This window comes from Nonomuraea sp. NPDC003201, from assembly GCF_053590415.1.
Genome location: NZ_JBSFTC010000230.1, coordinates 1 through 19,412, shown reverse-complemented (window position 1 = coordinate 19,412; position 19,412 = coordinate 1). Strand labels below are relative to the sequence as shown.

General features: G+C 71.4%; 16 protein-coding genes. 4 read left to right on the top strand and 12 right to left on the bottom strand.

What is annotated here, in order from left to right:
* The 5 genes from ACWDX9_RS45520 to ACWDX9_RS45500 all read right to left on the bottom strand — a co-directional run.
* A partial coding sequence (locus ACWDX9_RS45520) for an amino acid adenylation domain-containing protein (RefSeq protein WP_449966344.1) occupies window positions 1-4,137 on the bottom strand: 4,137 nt, incomplete at its 3' end.
* Window positions 4,138-4,144: 7 nt separating this feature from the next.
* Window positions 4,145-5,950, bottom strand: coding sequence for an ABC transporter ATP-binding protein (locus ACWDX9_RS45515; RefSeq protein WP_449966341.1), 1,806 nt, complete (start codon window positions 5,948-5,950; stop codon window positions 4,145-4,147).
* A gap of 46 nt (window positions 5,951-5,996) precedes the next feature.
* Complete coding sequence (locus tag ACWDX9_RS45510; RefSeq protein WP_449966339.1) at window positions 5,997-7,019, bottom strand: iron-siderophore ABC transporter substrate-binding protein; 1,023 nt, start codon at window positions 7,017-7,019, stop codon at window positions 5,997-5,999.
* A gap of 67 nt (window positions 7,020-7,086) precedes the next feature.
* The gene (locus tag ACWDX9_RS45505; protein ID WP_449966336.1) at window positions 7,087-8,151 is read right to left on the bottom strand and encodes a FecCD family ABC transporter permease; all 1,065 of its coding nucleotides are present in this window, start codon (window positions 8,149-8,151) and stop codon (window positions 7,087-7,089) included.
* The gene (locus ACWDX9_RS45500) at window positions 8,148-9,203 is read right to left on the bottom strand and encodes a FecCD family ABC transporter permease (protein ID WP_449966334.1); all 1,056 of its coding nucleotides are present in this window, start codon (window positions 9,201-9,203) and stop codon (window positions 8,148-8,150) included. Before ACWDX9_RS45500 ends, ACWDX9_RS45505 begins: the two co-directional genes overlap by 4 nt.
* A 95-nt stretch (window positions 9,204-9,298) precedes the next feature.
* Here ACWDX9_RS45500 and ACWDX9_RS45495 point away from each other — a divergent pair, with 95 nt between their 5' ends.
* Window positions 9,299-10,375, top strand: coding sequence for an alpha/beta hydrolase-fold protein (locus ACWDX9_RS45495; protein ID WP_449966331.1), 1,077 nt, complete (start codon window positions 9,299-9,301; stop codon window positions 10,373-10,375).
* A 26-nt stretch (window positions 10,376-10,401) separates the two neighbouring features.
* Here ACWDX9_RS45495 and ACWDX9_RS45490 read toward each other — a convergent pair whose 3' ends face one another.
* On the bottom strand, window positions 10,402-11,700 hold the full coding sequence (locus ACWDX9_RS45490; protein WP_449966328.1) for a lysine N(6)-hydroxylase/L-ornithine N(5)-oxygenase family protein: 1,299 nt from the start codon (window positions 11,698-11,700) through the stop codon (window positions 10,402-10,404).
* Between the two features lie 127 nt (window positions 11,701-11,827).
* Here ACWDX9_RS45490 and ACWDX9_RS45485 point away from each other — a divergent pair, with 127 nt between their 5' ends.
* On the top strand, window positions 11,828-12,772 hold the full coding sequence (locus tag ACWDX9_RS45485; protein ID WP_449966325.1) for a methionyl-tRNA formyltransferase: 945 nt from the start codon (window positions 11,828-11,830) through the stop codon (window positions 12,770-12,772).
* Between the two features lie 458 nt (window positions 12,773-13,230).
* On the opposite strand, the gene ACWDX9_RS45480 is transcribed toward ACWDX9_RS45485, so the two are convergent.
* Together ACWDX9_RS45480 and ACWDX9_RS45475 are read right to left on the bottom strand one after the other, a co-directional pair.
* A complete protein-coding gene (locus ACWDX9_RS45480) occupies window positions 13,231-13,509 on the bottom strand; it encodes a hypothetical protein (RefSeq protein ID WP_449966322.1) in 279 nt (92 codons plus the stop codon).
* 49 nt (window positions 13,510-13,558) lie between these two features.
* Window positions 13,559-13,975 (bottom strand): VOC family protein, encoded by a 417-nt coding sequence (locus tag ACWDX9_RS45475; RefSeq protein WP_449966320.1) that lies wholly within the window; start codon window positions 13,973-13,975, stop codon window positions 13,559-13,561.
* Between the two features lie 73 nt (window positions 13,976-14,048).
* Here ACWDX9_RS45475 and ACWDX9_RS45470 point away from each other — a divergent pair, with 73 nt between their 5' ends.
* Window positions 14,049-14,666, top strand: a complete 618-nt coding sequence (locus ACWDX9_RS45470) for a TetR/AcrR family transcriptional regulator (protein WP_449966318.1) — start codon at window positions 14,049-14,051, stop codon at window positions 14,664-14,666.
* Here ACWDX9_RS45470 and ACWDX9_RS45465 read toward each other — a convergent pair.
* From ACWDX9_RS45465 to ACWDX9_RS45450, 4 genes are read right to left on the bottom strand one after another with little or no spacing between them, the layout of a single operon-like run.
* A complete protein-coding gene (locus ACWDX9_RS45465) occupies window positions 14,639-15,454 on the bottom strand; it encodes a carbohydrate ABC transporter permease (protein WP_449966315.1) in 816 nt (271 codons plus the stop codon). The two genes, ACWDX9_RS45470 and ACWDX9_RS45465, sit on opposite strands and share 28 nt — an antisense overlap.
* Window positions 15,451-16,335: a carbohydrate ABC transporter permease gene (locus ACWDX9_RS45460; RefSeq protein ID WP_449966312.1), complete on the bottom strand. Its 885-nt coding sequence runs from the start codon at window positions 16,333-16,335 to the stop codon at window positions 15,451-15,453. The genes ACWDX9_RS45465 and ACWDX9_RS45460 overlap by 4 nt, the downstream gene beginning before the upstream one ends.
* On the bottom strand, window positions 16,332-17,684 hold the full coding sequence (locus ACWDX9_RS45455; protein ID WP_449966309.1) for an ABC transporter substrate-binding protein: 1,353 nt from the start codon (window positions 17,682-17,684) through the stop codon (window positions 16,332-16,334). The genes ACWDX9_RS45460 and ACWDX9_RS45455 overlap by 4 nt, the downstream gene beginning before the upstream one ends.
* A gap of 21 nt (window positions 17,685-17,705) precedes the next feature.
* Window positions 17,706-18,716, bottom strand: coding sequence for a LacI family DNA-binding transcriptional regulator (locus ACWDX9_RS45450; RefSeq protein ID WP_363975133.1), 1,011 nt, complete (start codon window positions 18,714-18,716; stop codon window positions 17,706-17,708).
* A gap of 182 nt (window positions 18,717-18,898) precedes the next feature.
* Here ACWDX9_RS45450 and ACWDX9_RS45445 point away from each other — a divergent pair.
* Window positions 18,899-19,412: ADP-ribosylglycohydrolase family protein (locus tag ACWDX9_RS45445; RefSeq protein ID WP_449966306.1), on the top strand; the 514-nt coding region annotated here is incomplete at its 3' end.

The window sequence follows — 19,412 nt, the reverse complement described above, 5'->3', positions numbered from 1 at the left end:
CTGAGCGCGCCACACCCGGTCGCTCTCGTCGTCGTCGCGCGCGGCCAGCGCGCGCACGTGGTCGGCGAAGCCGCCCTGCGGGTACGCGGTCCACGGCGCGTGATACTCGGCCAGCAGCGCGCGCAGCATCGGCGGCACCGACCAGCCGTCGGCGAGGATGTGGTGCACGGTCTGCACCAGCACGTTCCCCCCGGAACCCGTACGGATGAGGGTGAAGCGCATCAGCGGGCCGGTGGCCAGGTCGAACCCGGCGCGGCGGTCCCGTTCGGCGTGCTCGCGGATCTCCTCCTCGGTGATGCCGGGGCGCTCCAGCGTGGTGAACGGCGCCTCCACCCCGCTCTCCAGCACCGAGACCACGCGGCCGTCGGCGAGGGCCACGAAGCGCGCGGCCAGGTTCGGGAACAGGTCGAACAGCCGGGTGGCCGCCGCCGCGAGCCGGCCGGCGTCCACGTCGCCGTCCAGCGTCATGATCTGCTGTTCGACGTAGCTGCCCGCCGAGTCGTCGTCGAAGACCGAGTGGAAGTACAGGCCCTCCTGCAACGGGGTCAGCGGCAGGATGTCCCGCAGCGCCGGGCCGTCCAGGGCGTCGACGTCGGCCTGCGTGAGAGCCACCGCGGCGAAGTCGCTGGGGGAGTGGCCGCCCTGGTCGAGCGCGGCCAGCCCGGTCAGGGCCGCCCGGAAGTACTCGCCGATCGTCGCGATGTCCTCCTCGGCGAACATCCCGTCCGGCCAGGAGATGGTGGTGAGCAGCTCGTACGCGCCGCTCGCACCGGGCTCGGCGATCGCGTTGAACTCCAGGGCACGCGGCAGCCGCATCCCCGGGTCGCGCTTCTCGCCCAGCTGCCCCGTGGCGCCCGCCAGCCGCCAGTCCCCGGACACGCCCGCGTCGTAGCGGCCCAGGTAGTTGAACAGCACCTGCGGGGCGGGCGCGGCGAACCCGGTGCCGGTCAGGTAGCGCAGGGCGCCGTAGGAGACGCCGTTGCTCGGCACCCGGGCGAGGTCCTCCTTGACCGCCTTGAGCGCCGCGGACAAATAGTCGGGGGCGGTGAGATCGGCCGCCGCGCCGGGGTCCACGGTCACCGGGAACAGCGTGGTGAACCAGCCCACCGTCCGTGACAGGTCCGGCTCGTAGCCGGCGGCGTCCGCCACGAAGCGTCCCTCGCGGCCGTGGCCCTCGAGTTCGATGTGCGCGTACGTCTGGTCCTGCCCGAGGTCGCGCCGCCACCGGGCGAGCGCGACGGCGAGCGCGGTCAGCAGCACGTCGTTGACGCCCGCGTGGAACCTCGCCGGGATCTCGCCCAGCAGCGCGGCGGTGACGTCGGGGCCGACCGGGACGACCCGGGTCCGCTCGCGCGCGACGGTGTCGGACGCGGACAGCGGACGCCTGCCCAGCGGCCCGTCCGCTCCCGGCAGGGGCCGCTGGAAGTGGTCGCGGTCCGCCTCGAACGCCGCCTGCTCCAGCAGCTGCGTCCAGCGCCGGAACGACGTGCCCACCGGGGGCAGCTCGATCGCCGTGCCCGAGGTGAGCTGCCGCCACGCCGTGGCCAGGTCCTCCATCAGGATCCGCCAGGACACACCGTCGATCACCACGTGATGCGCGACCAGGACGAGCTGCCGCGCCTCGCGCCGCCAGACGGCACGGAGCATCACGCCGTCGTCCGGGGCCAGCCCGGCGGTGGCGAGCCGGACGCACTCGTCGAGCGGCCGGTCGCTCTCCTCCCACCCCACGACGGCCCCGTCCGCCTCGGGGATGTCGAAGCCCCAGCGCTCGCCGCGCACCAGCCTGGCGCGCAGCATGTCGTGCCGCCTGACCAGGGCGGCGAGCAGCTCGCCGAGGGCTCCGGCGGTCAGGTGGGCCGGGGTGTTCAGCACCACCGACTGCACGAAGCCGTCGATCGCCTCCGTGTGCTCGCCGAGCCACTGCACGATGGGCGCCCCCGCGACGGGGCCGGTCGCGACGTCCCCGCGGTCCACGGGGGAGACGTCGTCACGGGTGGCCGCCGCCGCGAGCGCTCCCACGTTGCGGCTCGCGAAGATCTGCGTCGCCGTGAGGTGGAGGCCCGCGTCGCGCAGCGCGCTCAGCAGCGAGATCGCCAGGATGCTGTCGCCGCCGAGCCTGAAGAAGTTCTGGTCGACACCGACCTCGTCCAGCCGCAGCACCGAGGCGACCGCCGCGCACACCAGGCGCTCGTTCTCGGTGGCCGGCGCGACGATCGCACCCGTCCCGATCGCCGGCTCCGGCAACGCGCCCCGGTCCAGCTTGCCGTTGGCGGTGAGCGGGAACTCCTTCATCACGACGACGTGCGCGGGCACCATGTACTCGACCATGTGCTCGGCGGCCCACGCCTTGACCTCGTCCGCCCGCAGGTCGCCGCTCCCGGCCGCCGGGATCACGTACCCGAGCAGGTAGGTGCCGCCCGCCGCGTTCTTCCTGGCGACGACGCAGGTGTGCCGGACCCGGGGGTGCTCCGCCAGACCGATCTCGACGTCCTCGATCTCCAGCCGCATGCCGCGGATCTTGATCTGGTTGTCGGCCCGGCCGAGGAAGTCCAGCGACCCGTCGGGGGCGAAGCGCGCCAGGTCGCCGGTGCGGTACAGCCGGGACCCGTCCCCGGCGAAGGGGTTCGCCACGAACCGGGACGCCGTCAGGCCGGGCGCGTTGACGTACCCGCGGCCCAGGAGGAAGCCGCCCACGTACAGCTCGCCGCCTACGCCGACCGGGACCGGGCGCAGCTCCTCGTCCAGCACGTACAGCTCGGTGTTGGGGTTGGCCTTGCCGATCGACGTCGACAGGCGCTCGGCCGCGCCCCGGTAGATGACGTGCGAGACGCCGATCGTCGTCTCGGCGGGGCCGTAGCCGTGGTACATGGGGATGTCGAGCCTGGTGCGGAAGCGCTCGTACAGCTCCGGGGTCAGCACCTCGCCGCCGCACCACACGTGCCGCAGGCTGTCCAGCCGCCCGGAGTCGCCCGCGATCTCCAGCAGCACGTCCAGCATGGACGACACCAGGTACGTGAAGGTGACGCGCTGCTCGGCGATCACGCTCAGCAGGTGGTGCGGGTCGCGCTCGCCGCCCGGCCGCAGGACCACCAGCCGGCCGCCGCACACCAGCGGCAGGAAGATCTCGTTGATGGAGATGTCGAACGACAACGGCGCCTTGAACAGCGACGCGTCGTCGTGGCCGAACCCCAGGATCTCGCGGGACTGCCACAGCAGGCGCTCGCTGATCGCCTCGTGCCGGATCATCGCGCCCTTGGGCCGCCCGGTCGAACCGGACGTGAAGATCACGTACGCCAGGGCGGGACCGGGGACGGCGATGTCGGTGTCCTCGGTGGGGTACGAGCCGAACCGCCAGTCGTCGAGATCGACGGCCACGGCCTCCGGCTCGCCCGTGCCGTGCTCGCCGGAGTCGTTGAGCTGCGCCACGACCCCGGCGTCCTCGATGACGACCGCCCGGCGCGCGGCGGGCCACTGCGGATCGAGCGGCACGAACGCGCCCCCCGCCTGGAGCACGCCCAGCAGGCCGATCACCATCTCGGCGGAGCGGCCCAGCGAGATGCCGACGATCTGTTCGGCGGTGAGCCCGCGGTCGATCAGGTGGTGGGCGAGCTGGTTGGACAGCTCCGCCGCCTCGCGGTAGGTCAGCGACCGGTGCCCGTCCACGATGGCGACGGCGTCCGGCCTGGTCCGAGCCTGCTCGCGGAACATCTCCACGATGGTCGGGCGGACCCGGTCCACGTCGTTGTCGTTCCACTCGGCCAGGGCCGCGAGCCGGGCCGGCACGCTGGACGGGCCGATGGTGCCGATGGGCCGGTCCGGGAAGTCGGCCAGGTCGTCCAGCGCGAGCTGCGCGTCGGCCGGCGCGACTCCCTCGGGGACGGTGATGCTCCGGCCGTCCGCGCCGACCTCCCAGCCGGCGACCCCGTCCCCGCCGTTGTCGGCCCATCCGAGGACGTCGGCGAACAGGGTGGCGGAGGTGAGGTCGAGATTGCCGGGGCTCTGGCCGGTCGCCCAGTAGGCCAGCCCGATGGCGCACGCCTTGGTGATGGTCCTGTCGGAGTAGCCGCCGGTCCGCCGGCGCACGTCGGCCAGGCGCGCGGGGGAGAGCAGTGCGAGACGAGTGCTCGGTTCCGTCATTGAAGACTCAGCCGTCCCTTTCGAAGGATGAAGGTTCTTGCCACGCGCGCCACAGCCGCGCGTACCTGCCGCCCAGAGCCACCAGCTCCTCGTGGATTCCCTGCTCCACGACGCGTCCCGCGTCCAGCACGGCGATGCGGTCGGCCGCCATCGCCTGGGTCAGCCGGTGCGCCACGAACAGCGTGGTACGGCCCAGGCACGCGGCGGCCACGGCCCGCTCCAGCTCGGCGGCGCCCTGGCTGCCCGCCTCCGCGGTCGACTCGTCCAGCACCACGACCGGCGACCGGCCCAATACGAGCCGGGCCAGGGCGATCTGGGCGACCTTGGTGCCGTCCAGCCGCTCACCGCCCTCGCCGACCACGGTGTCCAGCCCGTCGGGCAGCGCCGTGACCCACGTGTCGGCGCCGACCCTGCGCAACGCGTCCATCAGCTCGGCGTCGGCCGCCTCCGGCGCGGCCAGCCGCAGGTCGCCGGCGAGCGGCCCGGAGAACACGTGCGTCTCCTGCGTCAGGATGCTCACCAGGGCCCGCGCGCCGGCCTCGTCCAGCCCGGCGAGATCGGTCGTTCCGATGCGCACCGACCCGGCCTGCGGGGTCCCGATCCCCGCGATCAGCGCCGCCAGGGTCGACTTGCCCGCGCCCGTCGCCCCCACCAGCGCCAGCGACCCGCCGGCCGGGATCACCAGGTCGACGTCCCGCAGGACCGGCCGCTCGGAACCGGGATAGCGGAACGTCAGCCCCTCGACCACCACCGGGTACGGCCCGGCGTCCGCGGAGGCGGCGGCCACCCGGCCCACCAGCCGCTCCTCCGTGGCCTCGCCCAGCACCCCGACCAGCCGGGTCAGGCTCGCGCCCGACTTCTGCGCCTCGTCGAAGGTGAACAGGATGGCGCCCAGCGGGTTGAACAGCCGGTGGAACAGCAGCGGCGCCACCGACGCCTCGCCCAGGGTGACGGCGCCGGCCTCCAGCAGGACGTACCCCACCACGAGGATCAGGACCAGCCCGATGAACTCGGCGCGGTTCTCCCTGCCGACGAACCGGCCGAAGAACCGGAACACCTCGACGCCGAGATCGCGCACCCGCCACGACTCGCGGGTGACCTGCTCGCGGAAGGCCTCCTCCAGGCGGTAGGCCCGGACGGTGTCGATCCCGTTCAGGCCGCTGATCAGCGCCTGCGCGCGATCGGCCTGCGCCTCCCGCTGCCGCTGGTAGAGCGGCGCGGACCGGGGGAGGTACCAGCGCAGGGCCAGCGCGTACGCGGGCAGCGCGCCGGCGCCAGCCAGGCCGAGCCGCCAGTCCAGCCCGAACATGCCCGCCGTGGCGATGACGACCAGCACCCCCGACGAGAACACCGTGGGGACCGCCGTCCGGATGCCCTTGGACACCACGGCCACGTCGTCGCCGACCCTGGACAGCACGTCGCCCCGGCCGACCTGCTCGATCCGCGCGCTCGGCATGCCCAGCACCGCCCGTACGGCGCCTTCCCGCAGCCGCGCGAGCAGGTCCGCGCCCAGCCGCCCGATCAGGTACGTGGACGCCGTGGTGGCCGCCGAGCCGAGCAGCGCCGCGGTCACCATCAGCACCCCGACGGTGACCAGGACCGACCGCGACTGGCCTTCGACCACCCCGTCGACCACCCGGCCGAGCAGGAGCAACGGCAGCACCTGGAGCGCCGACGCGGCCACCGCGGTGAGCACGGTGGCGCTCGTCAGCCAGGGCACCTCGCGGCAGTACGCCGCGACCCATCGGGTGGCTTCTCGTCCGGTCGCCGTGCGCAGGATCGCGGGGGCGACGCGCGTGCCGGTGGTGCTCACACCCGGCCCACGGCAGGCCGGGGACAGGACACGTTCACCGGCATCACTAGGCGGCCGACTTGACGAGCTCGTCGATCGCGTACGGCAGGGACAGCAGCGTGCCCTGCGACATGGCCGCGCCGATCGCCGGGCCCTCGCTGTCCAGCAGGTACGACACCTTGCCGCCCTTGACCGCGGGCAGGTTGGCGAACAGCTTGAAGTTCTTCAGCGCGTTCTGGTCCGCCTGGTCGGCGATGACGAAGATGTGGTCGACGTCGATCAGGTCGATGCGCTCGGGGGACAGCACGGTGTAGAAGCTGCCGCCCGCGATCTTGTCGATCTCTGTCGCGCCCTTGAAGCCGATGCCCGACACCAGCCGTCCGCGCACGTCGGTGGTGGTGAACGGGGCGACCGAGTTCTTGTACCAGGACACCGCGACGGCGGTGCGCTCCGCGAACTCCGGGTGCGTCTTGCGGGCGGTGTCGAGCTTGTCCTGGATGCCCTGCACCAGCTTGGCACCCTCGTCGGCCTTGCCGAGCGCCTTGGCGATGTGCAGGGCGTTGTCCTGCCACGGCGCGCTGAACGGCTCCTTCTCGGCCTTGGTGCGGCCCACCGTAGGGGCGATCTTGGAGAGCCGGTCGTAGGCGGCCTGGTCGATCTCGGAGTAGACCGCGATGATCAGGTCGGGCCGCAGGGCGGCGATCTTCTCGTAGCTGGGGCCGGAGTCCCCGTTGTTCATGATGACCTCGGGGCGGGTGTCACCCCACTGGTCCTTCACCCAGGGCCACTGGGTGTTGATGTCGGGGGTCTTGCCCGGCGGGTTCGGGTACTGGTCGACCATGCCGACCGGCTTGATGCCGAAGGCCAGGATGGCCTGGTCGTCGGTGTAGCCGACGGAGACGACCCGCTGCGGGGCCTTGGTGATCTGCGTGGACCCGAACGCGTGCTCCACGGTCAACGGGAACACGCCACCACCCGTGGCGGCCGCGGTGGTGTCGCCGCTCGGCTTGTCCGCCGAGCCGGAACCGCATGCCGCGATCAATGTCGCGGCGGACAACACCACTGCGATGCCCCGCAAGGTCTTCGTCACTGTTCTTCGCTGGAGGAGCATCCGGAATCCCTTGCTTCTGCAATGCCGATATTAGGTTAGCCTAACCTTACTTCTTGAGGTTCGCCCGCACCAGCACGTAGACGAGAAAAGGGCCGCCGATCGCGGCGGTGACCACGCCGACCGGGAGGCTGACCGGCAGCGCCGTACGCGCCACCAGGTCCGCGCCGATCAGCAGCAGCGCGCCCACCAGCCCGGATGCCACCAGCGGCGGCGTCGGACACCGCGACAGCCGCATCGCCACCTGCGGCGCCACCAGCGCCACGAACGGGACCGGGCCCGCCGCGCTCACCGCCACGCCGGCCAGCAGCACCGCGCACAGCAGCAGGACCGCCCGCACCATCGAGTACCGGACACCCAGGCCCGCCGCGACCTCGTCGCCGAAGTGCAGCGGCCTGAGCTGGAACGCCACACACGACACGACGGCCATGAGGGCGAGCGCGCACCACAGCGCCACCCAGACCTCGCCCCACGTCCGGTTGTCCAGCGAGCCGACCAGCCACGCCTGGGCCCGCGCCACATCCCGGATGTCGGCCGTGACCAGCAGCCAGATCGTGATCGCCTCCGCCACGGCGCTCACCGAGATGCCGATGAGGATGAGCCGGAGGCCGTCGATCCCGCGCCGCCACGCCAGGAAGTACACCAGCAGCCCGGTGCCGAGGCCGCCCGCGAGCGCCGCCGCGGACAGGCCCACGGAGTCGACGACGGCCGCGGCGACCCCGCCCGACACCGTCACCAGGAACACCGCGACCGCGCTCGCGCCTCCGGTGACGCCCAGCACGTCCGGGCTGGCCAGCGGGTTGCGCGCGATGGACTGCGTGATCGCCCCGGACACCCCGAGCGCGATCCCCACGACGAGCCCGGCCAGGGCGCGCGGCAGGCGCAGATCCATGATCACGAACTCGTCGACCCGCTCACCCTGGCCGAAGAGCGTGGCGATCACCTGGGACAGGCCGATGGGGAAGTCCCCGGTGCCGATGGACAGGCAGAACGCCAGAAAGGCCGCCGCCGCCAGCAGCAGCGTGACCAGCACCATCCAGGGCCGCCACACGAACGACGCGTGGCCGAGCCGCACGCCCGGTGTCACCGGCCGCTTCACCGCCGTCTCGTTCATACCGTCTTGAACTTTCCGCGCCAGACCAGCGCCGCGAAGAACGGGGCGCCGACGACGGCGACGACGACGCCTGCCTGCAACTCGCCCGGCCGCGTCACCACGCGCCCCACGATGTCGCAGGCCAGCAGGATGACGGCGCCGAGCAGGCCCGCGCACGGCACCAGCCAGCGGTAGTCCGGCCCGGTGAGATACCGGGCCACGTGGGCCACCATGAGCCCGAGGAACGCGATGGGGCCGCACGCCGCCGTCGTCGCGCCCGCCAGCAGGGTGATGGCGACGATGCCGACGGTCCGGGTGCGCGTGATGTTCACGCCCAGCCCGCGCGCGACGTCGTCGCCCAGGTTGAGCAGGTTGACGGCGGGCAGTGTGGTGAGCCCCAGCACCAGCCCCGCCACGACGAACGCGGCCACCGGCCGGATGACGTCGAATCCGACCCCGGCGACGGTGCCCGCGTTCCAGAACCGCAGGGCGTTCAGCGACGCCTGGTCCGACAACGCGACCGCCGTGGTCATCGCCGCCAGGAACACCGCGACCCCCTGCCCGGCCAGCGCGAGCGTCAGCGGGCTGCCCGCGCCCCGGCCGATGCTGGCCAGCCCGAACACGACGGCGCCGGCGGCCGCCGCCCCCAGGAAGGCGAACCAGACGTACTGGTACGGATTGGCGAGCCCGAACAGGAGGATCACCGACACCACGGCGAACGAGGCGCCGGAGTTCACCCCCAGCAACCCCGTGTCGGCGATCGGGTTGCGCGTGTACCCCTGGATCAACGCTCCGCTGACCCCCAGGGCGACGCCCGCCACGATCGCGAGCACGGTCCTGGGCACCCGTACGGTCTGCACGATGAGCGCGATCTCGGTGAGCCGCTGGTCGGAGCCCGGCTCCGGGAACAACCCCTGCCACACCTCCGCGAGGCTCAGCCCGCGCGCGCCGACGGCCAGCGACACCGCCGCCGCGACCAGGAGAACCACCGCGAGCGCGCCCAAGCCCACCACCCGCCGCCGGCGGACCCCTGTGACCTCGGACGTGGGACGTTTCTCCAGAGTCGTACTCATCGACCTACAATCCACGGGGGCACGTCTCGATCATGAAACTTAGGTAAGTCTATCCTTAGTTTCTGGCCGACGACAGGGACGGAGTACGACCGCGCATGGAGAACACTTTCGCCACGTTCGGGTTCCCCGGTGAACCCGGTTCCGACGAGTTCTGGGCGGCGGCGGGAGCGCCCGCGTCGGTGCCCGCCGGCGACGGCTGGGCGACCCTGTTCCTGTGGCGCGGGTCCCCGGCGAGCGTCGGCTTCGAGAGCTGGTCGGAGCCGGTGCCCCTGCGCCGGTGGGGCGACACGGACTGCTGGTACGCCGAGGTGGTCATGCCCGCGCGGCTGCGGGTGACGTACCGGTTCGTCACGGACGACGGGGCCCGCGCCGACCCGTTCAACCCGGCTGGCGCGGGCGGTGACCGGTCCATCGCCGCGACCCCGGACGCCCCCGCCCAGCCGCACTGGCCCGCCGTCGGCGCCGAAGACGTCCTGCCGCTCCCGCGCACCCGGATCCGCTGGAGCAGCGAACGGCTCGGCGGGCGGCGCACCGTGCGGGTCCACCCGGCGGGCGGCGGCGGGCCGGTGGTCCTGCTGCTCGACGGGGACGACTGGCTGTACCTGCACCCGGCCATGACCGCGTTCGACTCGGCCGTCGCCCACGGTGAGATGCCCGCCGCCACGCTCGTCTTCCTGCCCGCCCAGGACAGGGAGGCCGAGTTCGGATGCGTGGCCGAGCTGTGGGAGGCGGTCCGGGACGAACTCCTGCCGCTGGTCGCCGAGAGCGGCGTGCCCGCCGACCTGGACCGGCTGGTGGTCGCCGGGCAGAGCCTCGGCGGGCTGAGCGCGGTGTACGCGGCCCTGGAGTTCCCGGAACTGGTGTCCGCCGTGGCCTGCCAGTCGGGGTCGTTCTGGTGGACGCCCGGCGCCGCCGGCCTGGCCGACCCCATGGGCGGACCGCTCGGCGGCGCCGTCGCCGAGCGCCTGCGGGAGCGCCCCGACCTGTCCGGGCTGCGGGTCGCGTTCGACGTGGGGGAGCACGAGACGCGAATGCTCCCGCACTGCGAGCTGGTCGAGACCCTGGCCGAACAGGCCGGCGCGACCGTGCGGGTCTCCCGGTCGGCCTCGGGCCACGATCGGGCGGGCTGGCGGCACGCCCTGCTCAGGGACGTGGCCTGGGCGCTGCGGTGACGGCCGGGCCGTCACCGAAGCGGCAGTCAGCGCGAGAACGCGTACGGGGTGCGCAGCCGTCCGGCCACCGCGTCGACGATCTCCCCGGCCCGCACGGCGGTGTTCGACAGCAGCGTCGAGGTCAGGCCGTGGGTGTGCTCAGTGGCCCCCTGCACGTAGATACCGCAGCGCAGGTGCGTGGAGGTGGCGATCCGGTAGTCGCGCTCGATGCGCAGGGCGCCCGAGGGCAGCCGCTCGCAGTGCTCGCCGACGGCGCCCAGCAGGGTCAGCGGGTCGCCGGGCCGGTAGCCGGTGGCGTAGACGAGCGCGTCGGCGTTCAGGACGGTCCGCTCCCCGGTGGGCAGGAACTCGACGGTGGCGCGCACGCCCTCGGCGTCCCGGGCGACCTCGACGAGCCTGGAGGCGTTGAGGATGCGCAGCCGCTGGCCGCCCCGCACCTTCTCCTGGTAGTGCCTGCGGTACAGCTCGTCGATGAGGTCGAGGTCGACCACCGAGTAGTTGGTGGAGGCGTGGTAGGCGCGCAGGCTGTCCTTGACCGCCTCGGGCGCGTCGAAGTAGTGGTCGACCGCGCCGGAGTCGAAGATGCGGTTGGCGAAGGAGCTGTCGTCGGCGGGGGTGTAACCGTACTTGGAGAAGACCGCGCACACCTCGGCGCCGGGGAAACGGCCGTGCAGGTGGTCGGTCACCTCGGCGGCGCTCTGGCCGGCGCCGACCACCACCAACCGGCGCGGGTCCGTCAGCGTGGGGAGCCTGTCCAGGAGCTCCTCGCTGTGCCAGACGCGGTCGTCGCCGACCATCCCGTCGGGCAGCACCGGGACCAGGCCGACGGCGACGACCAGGTTGCGGGTGCGGCGGGTGCTGAGCTCCCCGTCGCCCTGGCGGACCACCACGTCGAGGTACTCCACCGCGCCGTCGACGGTGACGGGGGTGACCGCGACGACCTCCGAGCCGTACTCGACCTGGTCGGCGAACGGGGCCGCGGCCCACTCCAGGTAGTCGTGGAACTCCATGCGGGAGGGGAACATCGTCTTGTGGTTGATGAAGTCCAGCATCCGGCCGCGCGCCTTCAGGTAGGACAGAAAGCCGAACTCGCTGGTGGGGTTGCGCATGGTGACCAGGTCCTTGAGGAAGGAGACCTGCATCGTGGTGCCTTCGAGGAGCATGCCGCGGTGCCATCCGAACGAGAGTTGCTTCTCCAGGAACACCGCGTCGATTCGCTCGCCGGTACGCGCCTGCCGCTCGCGCAGCGCGATGGCCAGGGCGAGGTTGGACGGTCCGAAACCGATGCCGACGAGGTCGTGGACGGGCTGCTCGGCAGTGGGCATGAAAGGCCTTTCGAGAGAGCGGTCCGAGATGGGGAGCCATGGGTGGAATCAAGAACCAACTTAGGTTAGGCTCGCCTAATTAGGCGAGCCTAACCTTTATTCCCCTCACCTCACAAGGAGAGCGCTGATGCGGGTCGTGATGTTCGGCTACCAGACCTGGGGGCATCGCACCCTCCAAGCCCTGCTGGACTCCGGGCATGACGTGGTGCTGGCGGTCACTCACCCTCAGAGCGACCACGCCTACGAGAAGATCTGGAGCGACTCGGTGGCCGAGCTGGCCGAGGCGCACGGCGTCCCCGTCGTGCTCCGCAACCGGCCCGACGACGAACTCCTGCTCACCCTCAAGGAAGTCGAGCCTGACCTCATCGTCGCCAACAACTGGCGCACCTGGATACCGCCGGAGATCTTCACCCTGCCCCGGCACGGCATCCTCAACGTGCACGACTCGCTGCTCCCGGCCTACGCCGGCTTCTCCCCGCTCATCTGGGCGCTCATCAACGGCGAGAAGGAGGTCGGCGTCACCGCCCACATGATGAACGCCGAACTGGACGCCGGGGACATCGTCGTGCAGCGCGCGGTCCCGGTCGGCCCGGCCGACACCGCCACCGACCTGTTCCACCGCACGGTCGACCTCATCGGTCCCATCGTCGCGGAGGCCCTGGACCTCATCGCCTCCGGCCGTACCGAGTGGACGCCCCAGGACCGCACCAAGGCCAGCTTCTTCCACAAGCGTTCGATCGAGGACAGCAACATCGACTGGAACTGGCCCGCCGAGGACATCGAACGGCTGGTACGCGCCCAGTCCGACCCCTACCCCAACGCTTTCACCCACTACAGGGGCGAGCGCGTCCGCGTCCTGAAGGCCTCGGTCTCCCAGGGCGTCTACGGCGGCACGCCGGGCCGGGTGTTCATCCGCGAGGGCGACGGCATCGTCATCGTCGCCGGCGCCGAGGCCCGCCGGGGCCGCAGCCACGGCCTGGTGATCGAACGGGTGCGCACCGAGGACGGCGCCGACCGGCCGGCCGGCGAGGTGTTCCGGACGATGGGCGGCTACCTCTCCCGCCACCCGTGAGCGATCACCGGTAGGCGGAGGCCTGGAGGTCGTACAGGCGGGCGTACCGGCCTGAGAGTTCGATGAGCTCGGTGTGTGACGGCCTCCACGGCGGGCATCGCGACCTCGTCCATGTCCTCGCTCTGACTCGACATGGAGATGACGAACATGGCGGAGACCGCCGATCGTCGCGGCGATCCGGCCGACCGACACCTCAACGGAGGTGGCCACCGCCACGTACACCACCGACGCGGTCGCCGCCCACCCGAGGAAGACGCCATCTCGCGCCGCAGCTCGCCCGGTAACGGCCCAGCAGCAGCGCCGCCGCGACCGTCGCCGGGCCCACCACCACACCACGGAGGAGAGCACCAGCATCGCCGTGACCAGCCCGGCCATGGTCGGCCCGGTCCGGAACCGGGCCACCACCCCGGCACCGATGCCCTCGTCGGTCCAGGTCAGCAGCGGCGAACGCATGGTGGTCAGCTCGTTCTGGACGCTGACGTCCTCCACCCGGTCCGGGGTCGGCAGCGCCAGCACGCGGAGGGCAGCTCCTCGCGGACCGCCGCGTCGATCCGCTGCCCCACCCGTTCGGCCGGCGGCCGGCTCATCGAGCGGAGCACGTTGCCGGTGACCAGCAGCGCGCCGAGCAGCGCCGGCGGCGCCACGATGCCGACCTGCCCGGCCGCGCCGGTGGCGACGCCCTGTGCCAGGCGGTCCACCAGCTCGCCGGTCACCAGGGCCACGGCGGTCGGCTCCACCAGGAGGAACAGTTCGAGGAGGGAGAGGGCCGCCGGCCACGGCCGGGCGTCATGAGCCGGCGTACTGCCCGGCGTACTCAGCCGAGGGGGCGATCGGGGTGATGACGTCGATGAGGACCCCGTTGGGATCGGCCACGATGAAGTGCCGCTGCCCGAAGTCCTCGCTGCGCAGCGCCAGCTCGGCGGTCAGCCCCGCGCCGACGACGAGCCGTTCCCATTCGGCGTCCACGTCCGCCACCTCGAAGTTGAGCAGCAGCCCGCGGACCGGGGCGCGATACGCCTCGGGCAGCGTCGGGTGGGTGTGGTCGAGCAGCGCGAGCTCATAGGACGGCGTCCCGGGCCGCCGCAGGCTGACGTACCAGTCGGCCTCGAACGTCGTCTCGAACCCCAGGAGTCCGGTGTAGAAGTCGCGGGACTCCTGAAGCCGGGCGGTGCAGATCACGGGATAGAAGCTGGTCAGTTTCATACGAACCTCTTTCACATACCATCGGTACGTGAATGTGTATTTGACGTACCATCGGTATGTCAAGGGAGGAAGCATGAAGACGCACGGCGTCCGGGCGCAGCAACGGGAGCAGACCAGGCAGGCCCTGCTGCGGGGGAGCAGGCGCCTGTTCGCGGACCGGGGTTACGGCGCGGTGAGCCTGTCGGAGATCGTCGCCGAGGCCGGGGTGACCAAGGGCGCGCTCTACCATCTCTTCGAGAGCAAGGCCGAGTTGTTCAGGGCCGTCCTGGAGCAGGTGCAGCAGGAGGTGGCCGAGACGGTGGCGCGGACCGCCGACGTCCACGACGACCTCTGGACCCGCCTGACCGTCGGCTGCCAGGCGTTCCTGACGGCCAGCACGGCCCCGGGCGTTCAGCGGATCATGCTCGTCGACGGCCCCGCCGTGCTCGGGTGGACCGCATGGCGCGCGATGGACGAGGCCGCCTCGGCCCGCCACCTGGCCGACGCGCTCACCGACCTGATCGAGGAGGGCACGATCGCGCCCCAGCCGGTCGCGCCGCTGACCCACCTGCTGTCCGGCGCGATGAACGAGGCGGCGCTGTGGCTGGCCGGCTCGGACGACCCCGCGGACCTGCCGGCCACCCAGGCCGCCCTCGCGCGGCTGCTGGAGGCGCTACGGCACGCTCAGCCCGACATCCCCGAGGAGGTGTAACCCTCGACGAAGCGGCGTTGCAGAGACAGGAACAGCACCAGAGGCGGCAGGGCCATGATCAGACCGGCCGCGCTGACGAGCGCCCAGTCGGGGGAGAAGCCCTGCTGGAAGGAGTAGAGCGACAGGGAGACCGGCAGTTTCTCGCTGTCCTGGATGAACGTCACGGCCAGCAGGAACTCGTTGTACGCCTGCAGCCCCGCGATCAGGCCCGCAGTGAGGACGCCCGGCCAGATCAGCGGGAAGACGATCCGGGTGAACAGCCGCACCTCTCCCGCGCCGTCGAGACGCGCCGCCGCTTCGTACTCCCTGGGGACGGCGAGCAGGAACGAACGGATCAGCAACGTGGCGAACGGACTGTAGATGGCCCAGTAGATGACGATCAGACCGAACCTGCTGTCGTACAGCCCGATCTTCGTCCAGAGGGACAGCAGCGGCACCAGGAACAGCTGGATGGGCAGCGAGCTGGCGACCAGCAGGTAGAGGATGAACAGACCGGGTTTGGGCAGGTCGAGCCGGCCGAGCGCGTAGGCGGCGCAGCCGGAGATGACGCAGACCCCGGCCGCGGTCGACACGGCGATGATCGCGCTGTTGACCAGGCCCGCGCCCATGTTCGCGTCGGTCCAGGCCGTCGCGAAGTTCTCCCAGCGGAACTCGCCGGGAAGGCCCAGGGGGTTGGCGCTGATCTCGCTCGGAGTCTTCAGCGAGGCCAGGACGAAGACCAGCATCGGGCCGAGGGCGTAGACGGCCAGGACGGTCAGGGTCAGGTAGGCGAACGGGCGCCGGGTCATATCTCCCACCTCAGGCGGCGGCGCAGGTAGAGGTAGCCGCCGACGGTGACCGCGCTGATCAGGGCCAGGATGACGCCGATCGCCGAGGCGTAGCCGGCCTGCTGCTCGCTGAACGCGGCGCGGTACATCACGGTGCTGAGCACGTCGGTCGAGCCGGCGGGACCTCCCTGGGTCAGGATGTAGATGTAGTCGAAGACGAGGAACGACCAGATGACGGTCATCAGCGACAGGAACATGAAGGTCGGGCGGATCGACGGCAGCGTGATGTGCCAGAACTCGCGCCAGCTGCCGGCGCCGTCCATCCTCGCCGCCTCGTAGAGCGACGGCTCGATCGACTGCATGGCCGCCAGGAAGATCACGACCAGGAAGCCCCACCACTGCCAGTTGTTGATGAAGGCGACCGCGCCGAGCGCGATCCGCCCGTCACCCAGGAAGTTCACGTCGTTGAGCCAGGGGAGGCCCAGGCTGCCGAGGGCGGGTGCCAGGCCGCTGGTCGGGCTGAGGATCTGCCGCCAGACGGCGGCCGAGACGACGGTCGCGATCACGTACGGGATGAAGTAGAGCAGCCGGAACAGCAGCTGGCCGCGCTGAATCCGGGAGAGCAGGAAGGCGCCGAGCAGCCCCATCGACATCGGCACGACCAGGAAGAAGGCCGTCCAGAGCAGGTTGTGCAGCAGGGCCCCGCGGAAGTCGGGGCTGCCGAACAGCGTCGCGTAGTTGGCGAGCCCGACGAAGCGCGCCTCGTCGAGGCCGTCCCAGTCCGTGAAGGAGTAGTACACCGACATCAGGCCGGGCCCGGCGACGACGAGCAGGTTCACGAGCAGCAGCGGAGCGATGAACAGCCAGGCCGTCAGCCGGGCGCGGGCACGGGGCGCGCTCACGACTCGGGGGCGAACGGCTTGGCCACCGCGCCCGCCGCGAGCTCTGCGGCGAAGGTCTTCTGCAGTCCGGCGCAGAAGTCGGCGGGCGACATCGCACCCGTGATGACCTTGTCGAACTCCGTGTAGAGATAGGTGTCCGTCTTCGGCGGGACGAAGCTCCAGCTCGCGTAGCCCAGGTTCGTGGTTTCGGGGATGGCCTTGTACAGCCGCGCGACCCGCTCGTCCATGCCGGCCGGGTAGGCGTCGGCGGAGACCTTGAGCGGCGGGGGGTTGGTGCCGGTCGTGGCGAGGAAATCGAGCATGCGCTTGGGATCGGCGATGAGGTAGTCGATGAACTCGGCCGCCCCCGCCGGGTTCTCCGAACGCGCGTTGATCGACAGCGTGGTGCCGATCGCCAGCGGATAGACCCCGGCGGGCACGCCGTCACCGAGCGAGGGCAGCGGCGCCCAGTCCCACTTCTTGCCGCCGGTGAAGAACGTGCCGGCCGAGTCGAAGCTCCACGTTCCCGTCATGTACATCGCGACCTTGCCACTGGCGAGTCCTGTGAACATGTCGGTGTCGGTATTGGTGAACCAGCGGTCGGCCCCGCCGCCCCACCAGCCCTTGTCGATCTGCGCCTTGAGCAGGGTGATGGCGTCGACGAAGACCTTGTCGTCCCACTTGCGGGCGCCGGTGAGCGCCTCGTGGATCGCCTTCGGGCCGGCGGCGGCGTTGAGCACGCAGGTCAGGTACCACTCGCTCTGCGCCTTGTAGCCGCTGTTGCCCGCTCCGACGGGGATCAGGCCCGCGCTCTTGGCGGCGGCGCACACGGTCTCGAACTCGGCCAGCGTGGTCGGCACCTTCCAGCCGTGCTGGGCGAAGGTGTCGGGGTTGTAGTAGAGCACCAGCGAGCCGTAGCCGACGGGCACGGAGTGGAGCTTGCCGTCGATCTTGCTGACTTCGTACGCCCAGGGCAGCAGCTTGTCCTGCCAGCCGTACTTCGTGGCGTACTCGTCGAGCGTCACGGTCTTGGAGCTCTTGGCGAAGGACAGGGCGGCCGAGGGGCCGTCGGCGTAGACGACGTCGGGGCCCTTGCCCGCCGCCACCGCGGTGTTGGTCAGGTTGCCCAGCGTCATGAGCTGCTTGACGTCCATCTTGACGCGGACGTCCTTGGCGCTCTTGTTGAAGGCGTCGACGAGGTTCTGGCGGAAGTACTTCTCGCTGTGGGGGGTGGCGAAGGCGGCCCAGTAGGTGACGCTGTTGCCGCCGGAGCCGGAGGACGAGCCGCCGCACGCGGCGAGCGCCAGACCGGCGGCCACGGTGGTGCCGCTCAGCTTGAGGAAGTCACGGCGGGCGAGGTTGACGGACAAGGTGGTTCTCCTTACGGACGGCTATGACGAGTCGCGGACGATGAGCCGGTGAGCGAGGACGATCTCGCGGGCCGTGTCGTCGTACTCGCCGGCCAGCCGGTCGAGCAGAAGACGTGCGCAGGTCCTGCCGATCTCGCGGGCCGGGTTGAGCACTGTGGTCAGGGCGGGGGTGATGAGGGAGGCGGCCTCGATGTCGTCGTAGCCGGTGACGGCCACGTCGCCGGGGACGGACAGACCGAGCTGCCTGGTCACGTCGAGCGCTCCGACGGCGATGAGGTCGTTGGCGCAGACCAGGGCGTCGGGGCGGGGCGAGCGGGAGAGCAGGACTTTGGCCCCCTCCACGCCGCCCGCCCGGGTGAACGTGCCCGAATGGATCAACTCGGGCAGGATCGGCCGGCCGGCCTCGCGCAGCGCCCGCTCGTAGCCTTCGAGCCTGATCTGGCTCGGGTGCGCGTGCGGCTCGCCGTTGAGGAACGCGATGCGCTGGTATCCCCGGTCGATCAGGTGGCTGACGATGTCGTGCACGCCGCTGGTGTCGTCGGCCCTGACGATGTCGCCGAACTCCGCGCGGAAACGGCCGCCCAGCCGTACGAGCTTGGTGCCGGATTTCGCGATCTTGTCGATGTCCTGATCGGTGGCGCCGTAGGTGGCCAGCACGATGCCGTCGACCCGGCGGGCCAGCACGTGCCGTACGACCTCGGGCAGGGCCCGGCTGGGCAGCGCCGCGTCGGTGACGGACAGCAGGTAGCCGCTCGACATCAGCACGTCCTGCAGCCCCGCCGCGACCAGCGGGTAGAACGGGTTGGTCAGATCGGGGACGATCAGCGCGATCGACTCGCTGCGGTCCGTGCGCAGGCTGCGGGCCGACGGGTTCGGCCGGTAGCCGAGCTCTTCGATGACCGCCTCCACCTTGGCCCGGGTACGGGCGCTGACCGGTCTGCGGCCGCTCAGCACGTGCGACACGGTCGTCACGCTGACTCCGGCGGCCGCGGCGACGGCGGCGATGTCCGGGCGCCGGCCTGCTTCCTTCATCTCGCTCCCACAAATGCAAATCGATTTGGGTCGTAGCATGGAGTGCGGCCCCGGCTTCGGTCAAGGGGCCAGCGTAACGATCCTGTTTCCAGAAGTCATCCCAGGCAGCTCGCTGTCCGTGGGGGAGCGTGCGCTGCTAGCGTGTGCGGCATCATGCAAAACGATGCGACTCTGGAGAGCGAGTGACCACTCTGGACCGGTGCCGAGGCGCGCTGCTCGGCCTCGCGGTCGGCGATGCCCTCGGCGCACCCACCGAAGGCATGACGCCTGCTGAGATCCGCGCACGCTACGGCAGGGTCACCGACTTCCTCACCGAGGACGCGGCCGGCACCGACGACACCGAGTACGCGGTCCTCTGCGCCCGGGGCCTGCTCGCCCACGGCAGGAGCATCACCGCCGACGACGTGGCCGACGTCTGGCTGGACGCGGTCGCGGCGCAGCGGGGCGGCTTCCACGGCGCCGGCTTCAGCGAGATGGTCGCCCTCGCCAACCTGCGTTCGGGGCTGCGACCGCCACAGAGCGGCAGCGACAGCTACGAGATGTGGAGCGACGGCGCCGCGATGCGGATCGCTCCCGTCGGCATCCTCTGCATGGGCGACCCCGACGAGGCCGCCAGGATCGCGGCCGTCGACGCCTCGGTCAGCCACGCCCGCGACGGCGTCTTCGGCGCCCAGGCGGTCGCCGCGGCCGTCGCCG

What these genes read in the sequence shown, in the direction of transcription:
- ACWDX9_RS45505 (WP_449966336.1), bottom strand. Translation starts at nt 8,151, where the DNA reads ATGAACGAGACGGCGGTGAAGCGGCCGGTGACACCGGGCGTGCGGCTC.
- ACWDX9_RS45500 (WP_449966334.1), bottom strand. Translation starts at nt 9,203, where the DNA reads ATGAGTACGACTCTGGAGAAACGTCCCACGTCCGAGGTCACAGGGGTC.
- ACWDX9_RS45495 (WP_449966331.1), top strand. Translation starts at nt 9,299, where the DNA reads ATGGAGAACACTTTCGCCACGTTCGGGTTCCCCGGTGAACCCGGTTCC.
- ACWDX9_RS45490 (WP_449966328.1), bottom strand. Translation starts at nt 11,700, where the DNA reads ATGCCCACTGCCGAGCAGCCCGTCCACGACCTCGTCGGCATCGGTTTC.
- ACWDX9_RS45485 (WP_449966325.1), top strand. Translation starts at nt 11,828, where the DNA reads ATGCGGGTCGTGATGTTCGGCTACCAGACCTGGGGGCATCGCACCCTC.
- ACWDX9_RS45475 (WP_449966320.1), bottom strand. Translation starts at nt 13,975, where the DNA reads ATGAAACTGACCAGCTTCTATCCCGTGATCTGCACCGCCCGGCTTCAG.
- ACWDX9_RS45470 (WP_449966318.1), top strand. Translation starts at nt 14,049, where the DNA reads ATGAAGACGCACGGCGTCCGGGCGCAGCAACGGGAGCAGACCAGGCAG.
- ACWDX9_RS45465 (WP_449966315.1), bottom strand. Translation starts at nt 15,454, where the DNA reads ATGACCCGGCGCCCGTTCGCCTACCTGACCCTGACCGTCCTGGCCGTC.
- ACWDX9_RS45450 (WP_363975133.1), bottom strand. Translation starts at nt 18,716, where the DNA reads ATGAAGGAAGCAGGCCGGCGCCCGGACATCGCCGCCGTCGCCGCGGCC.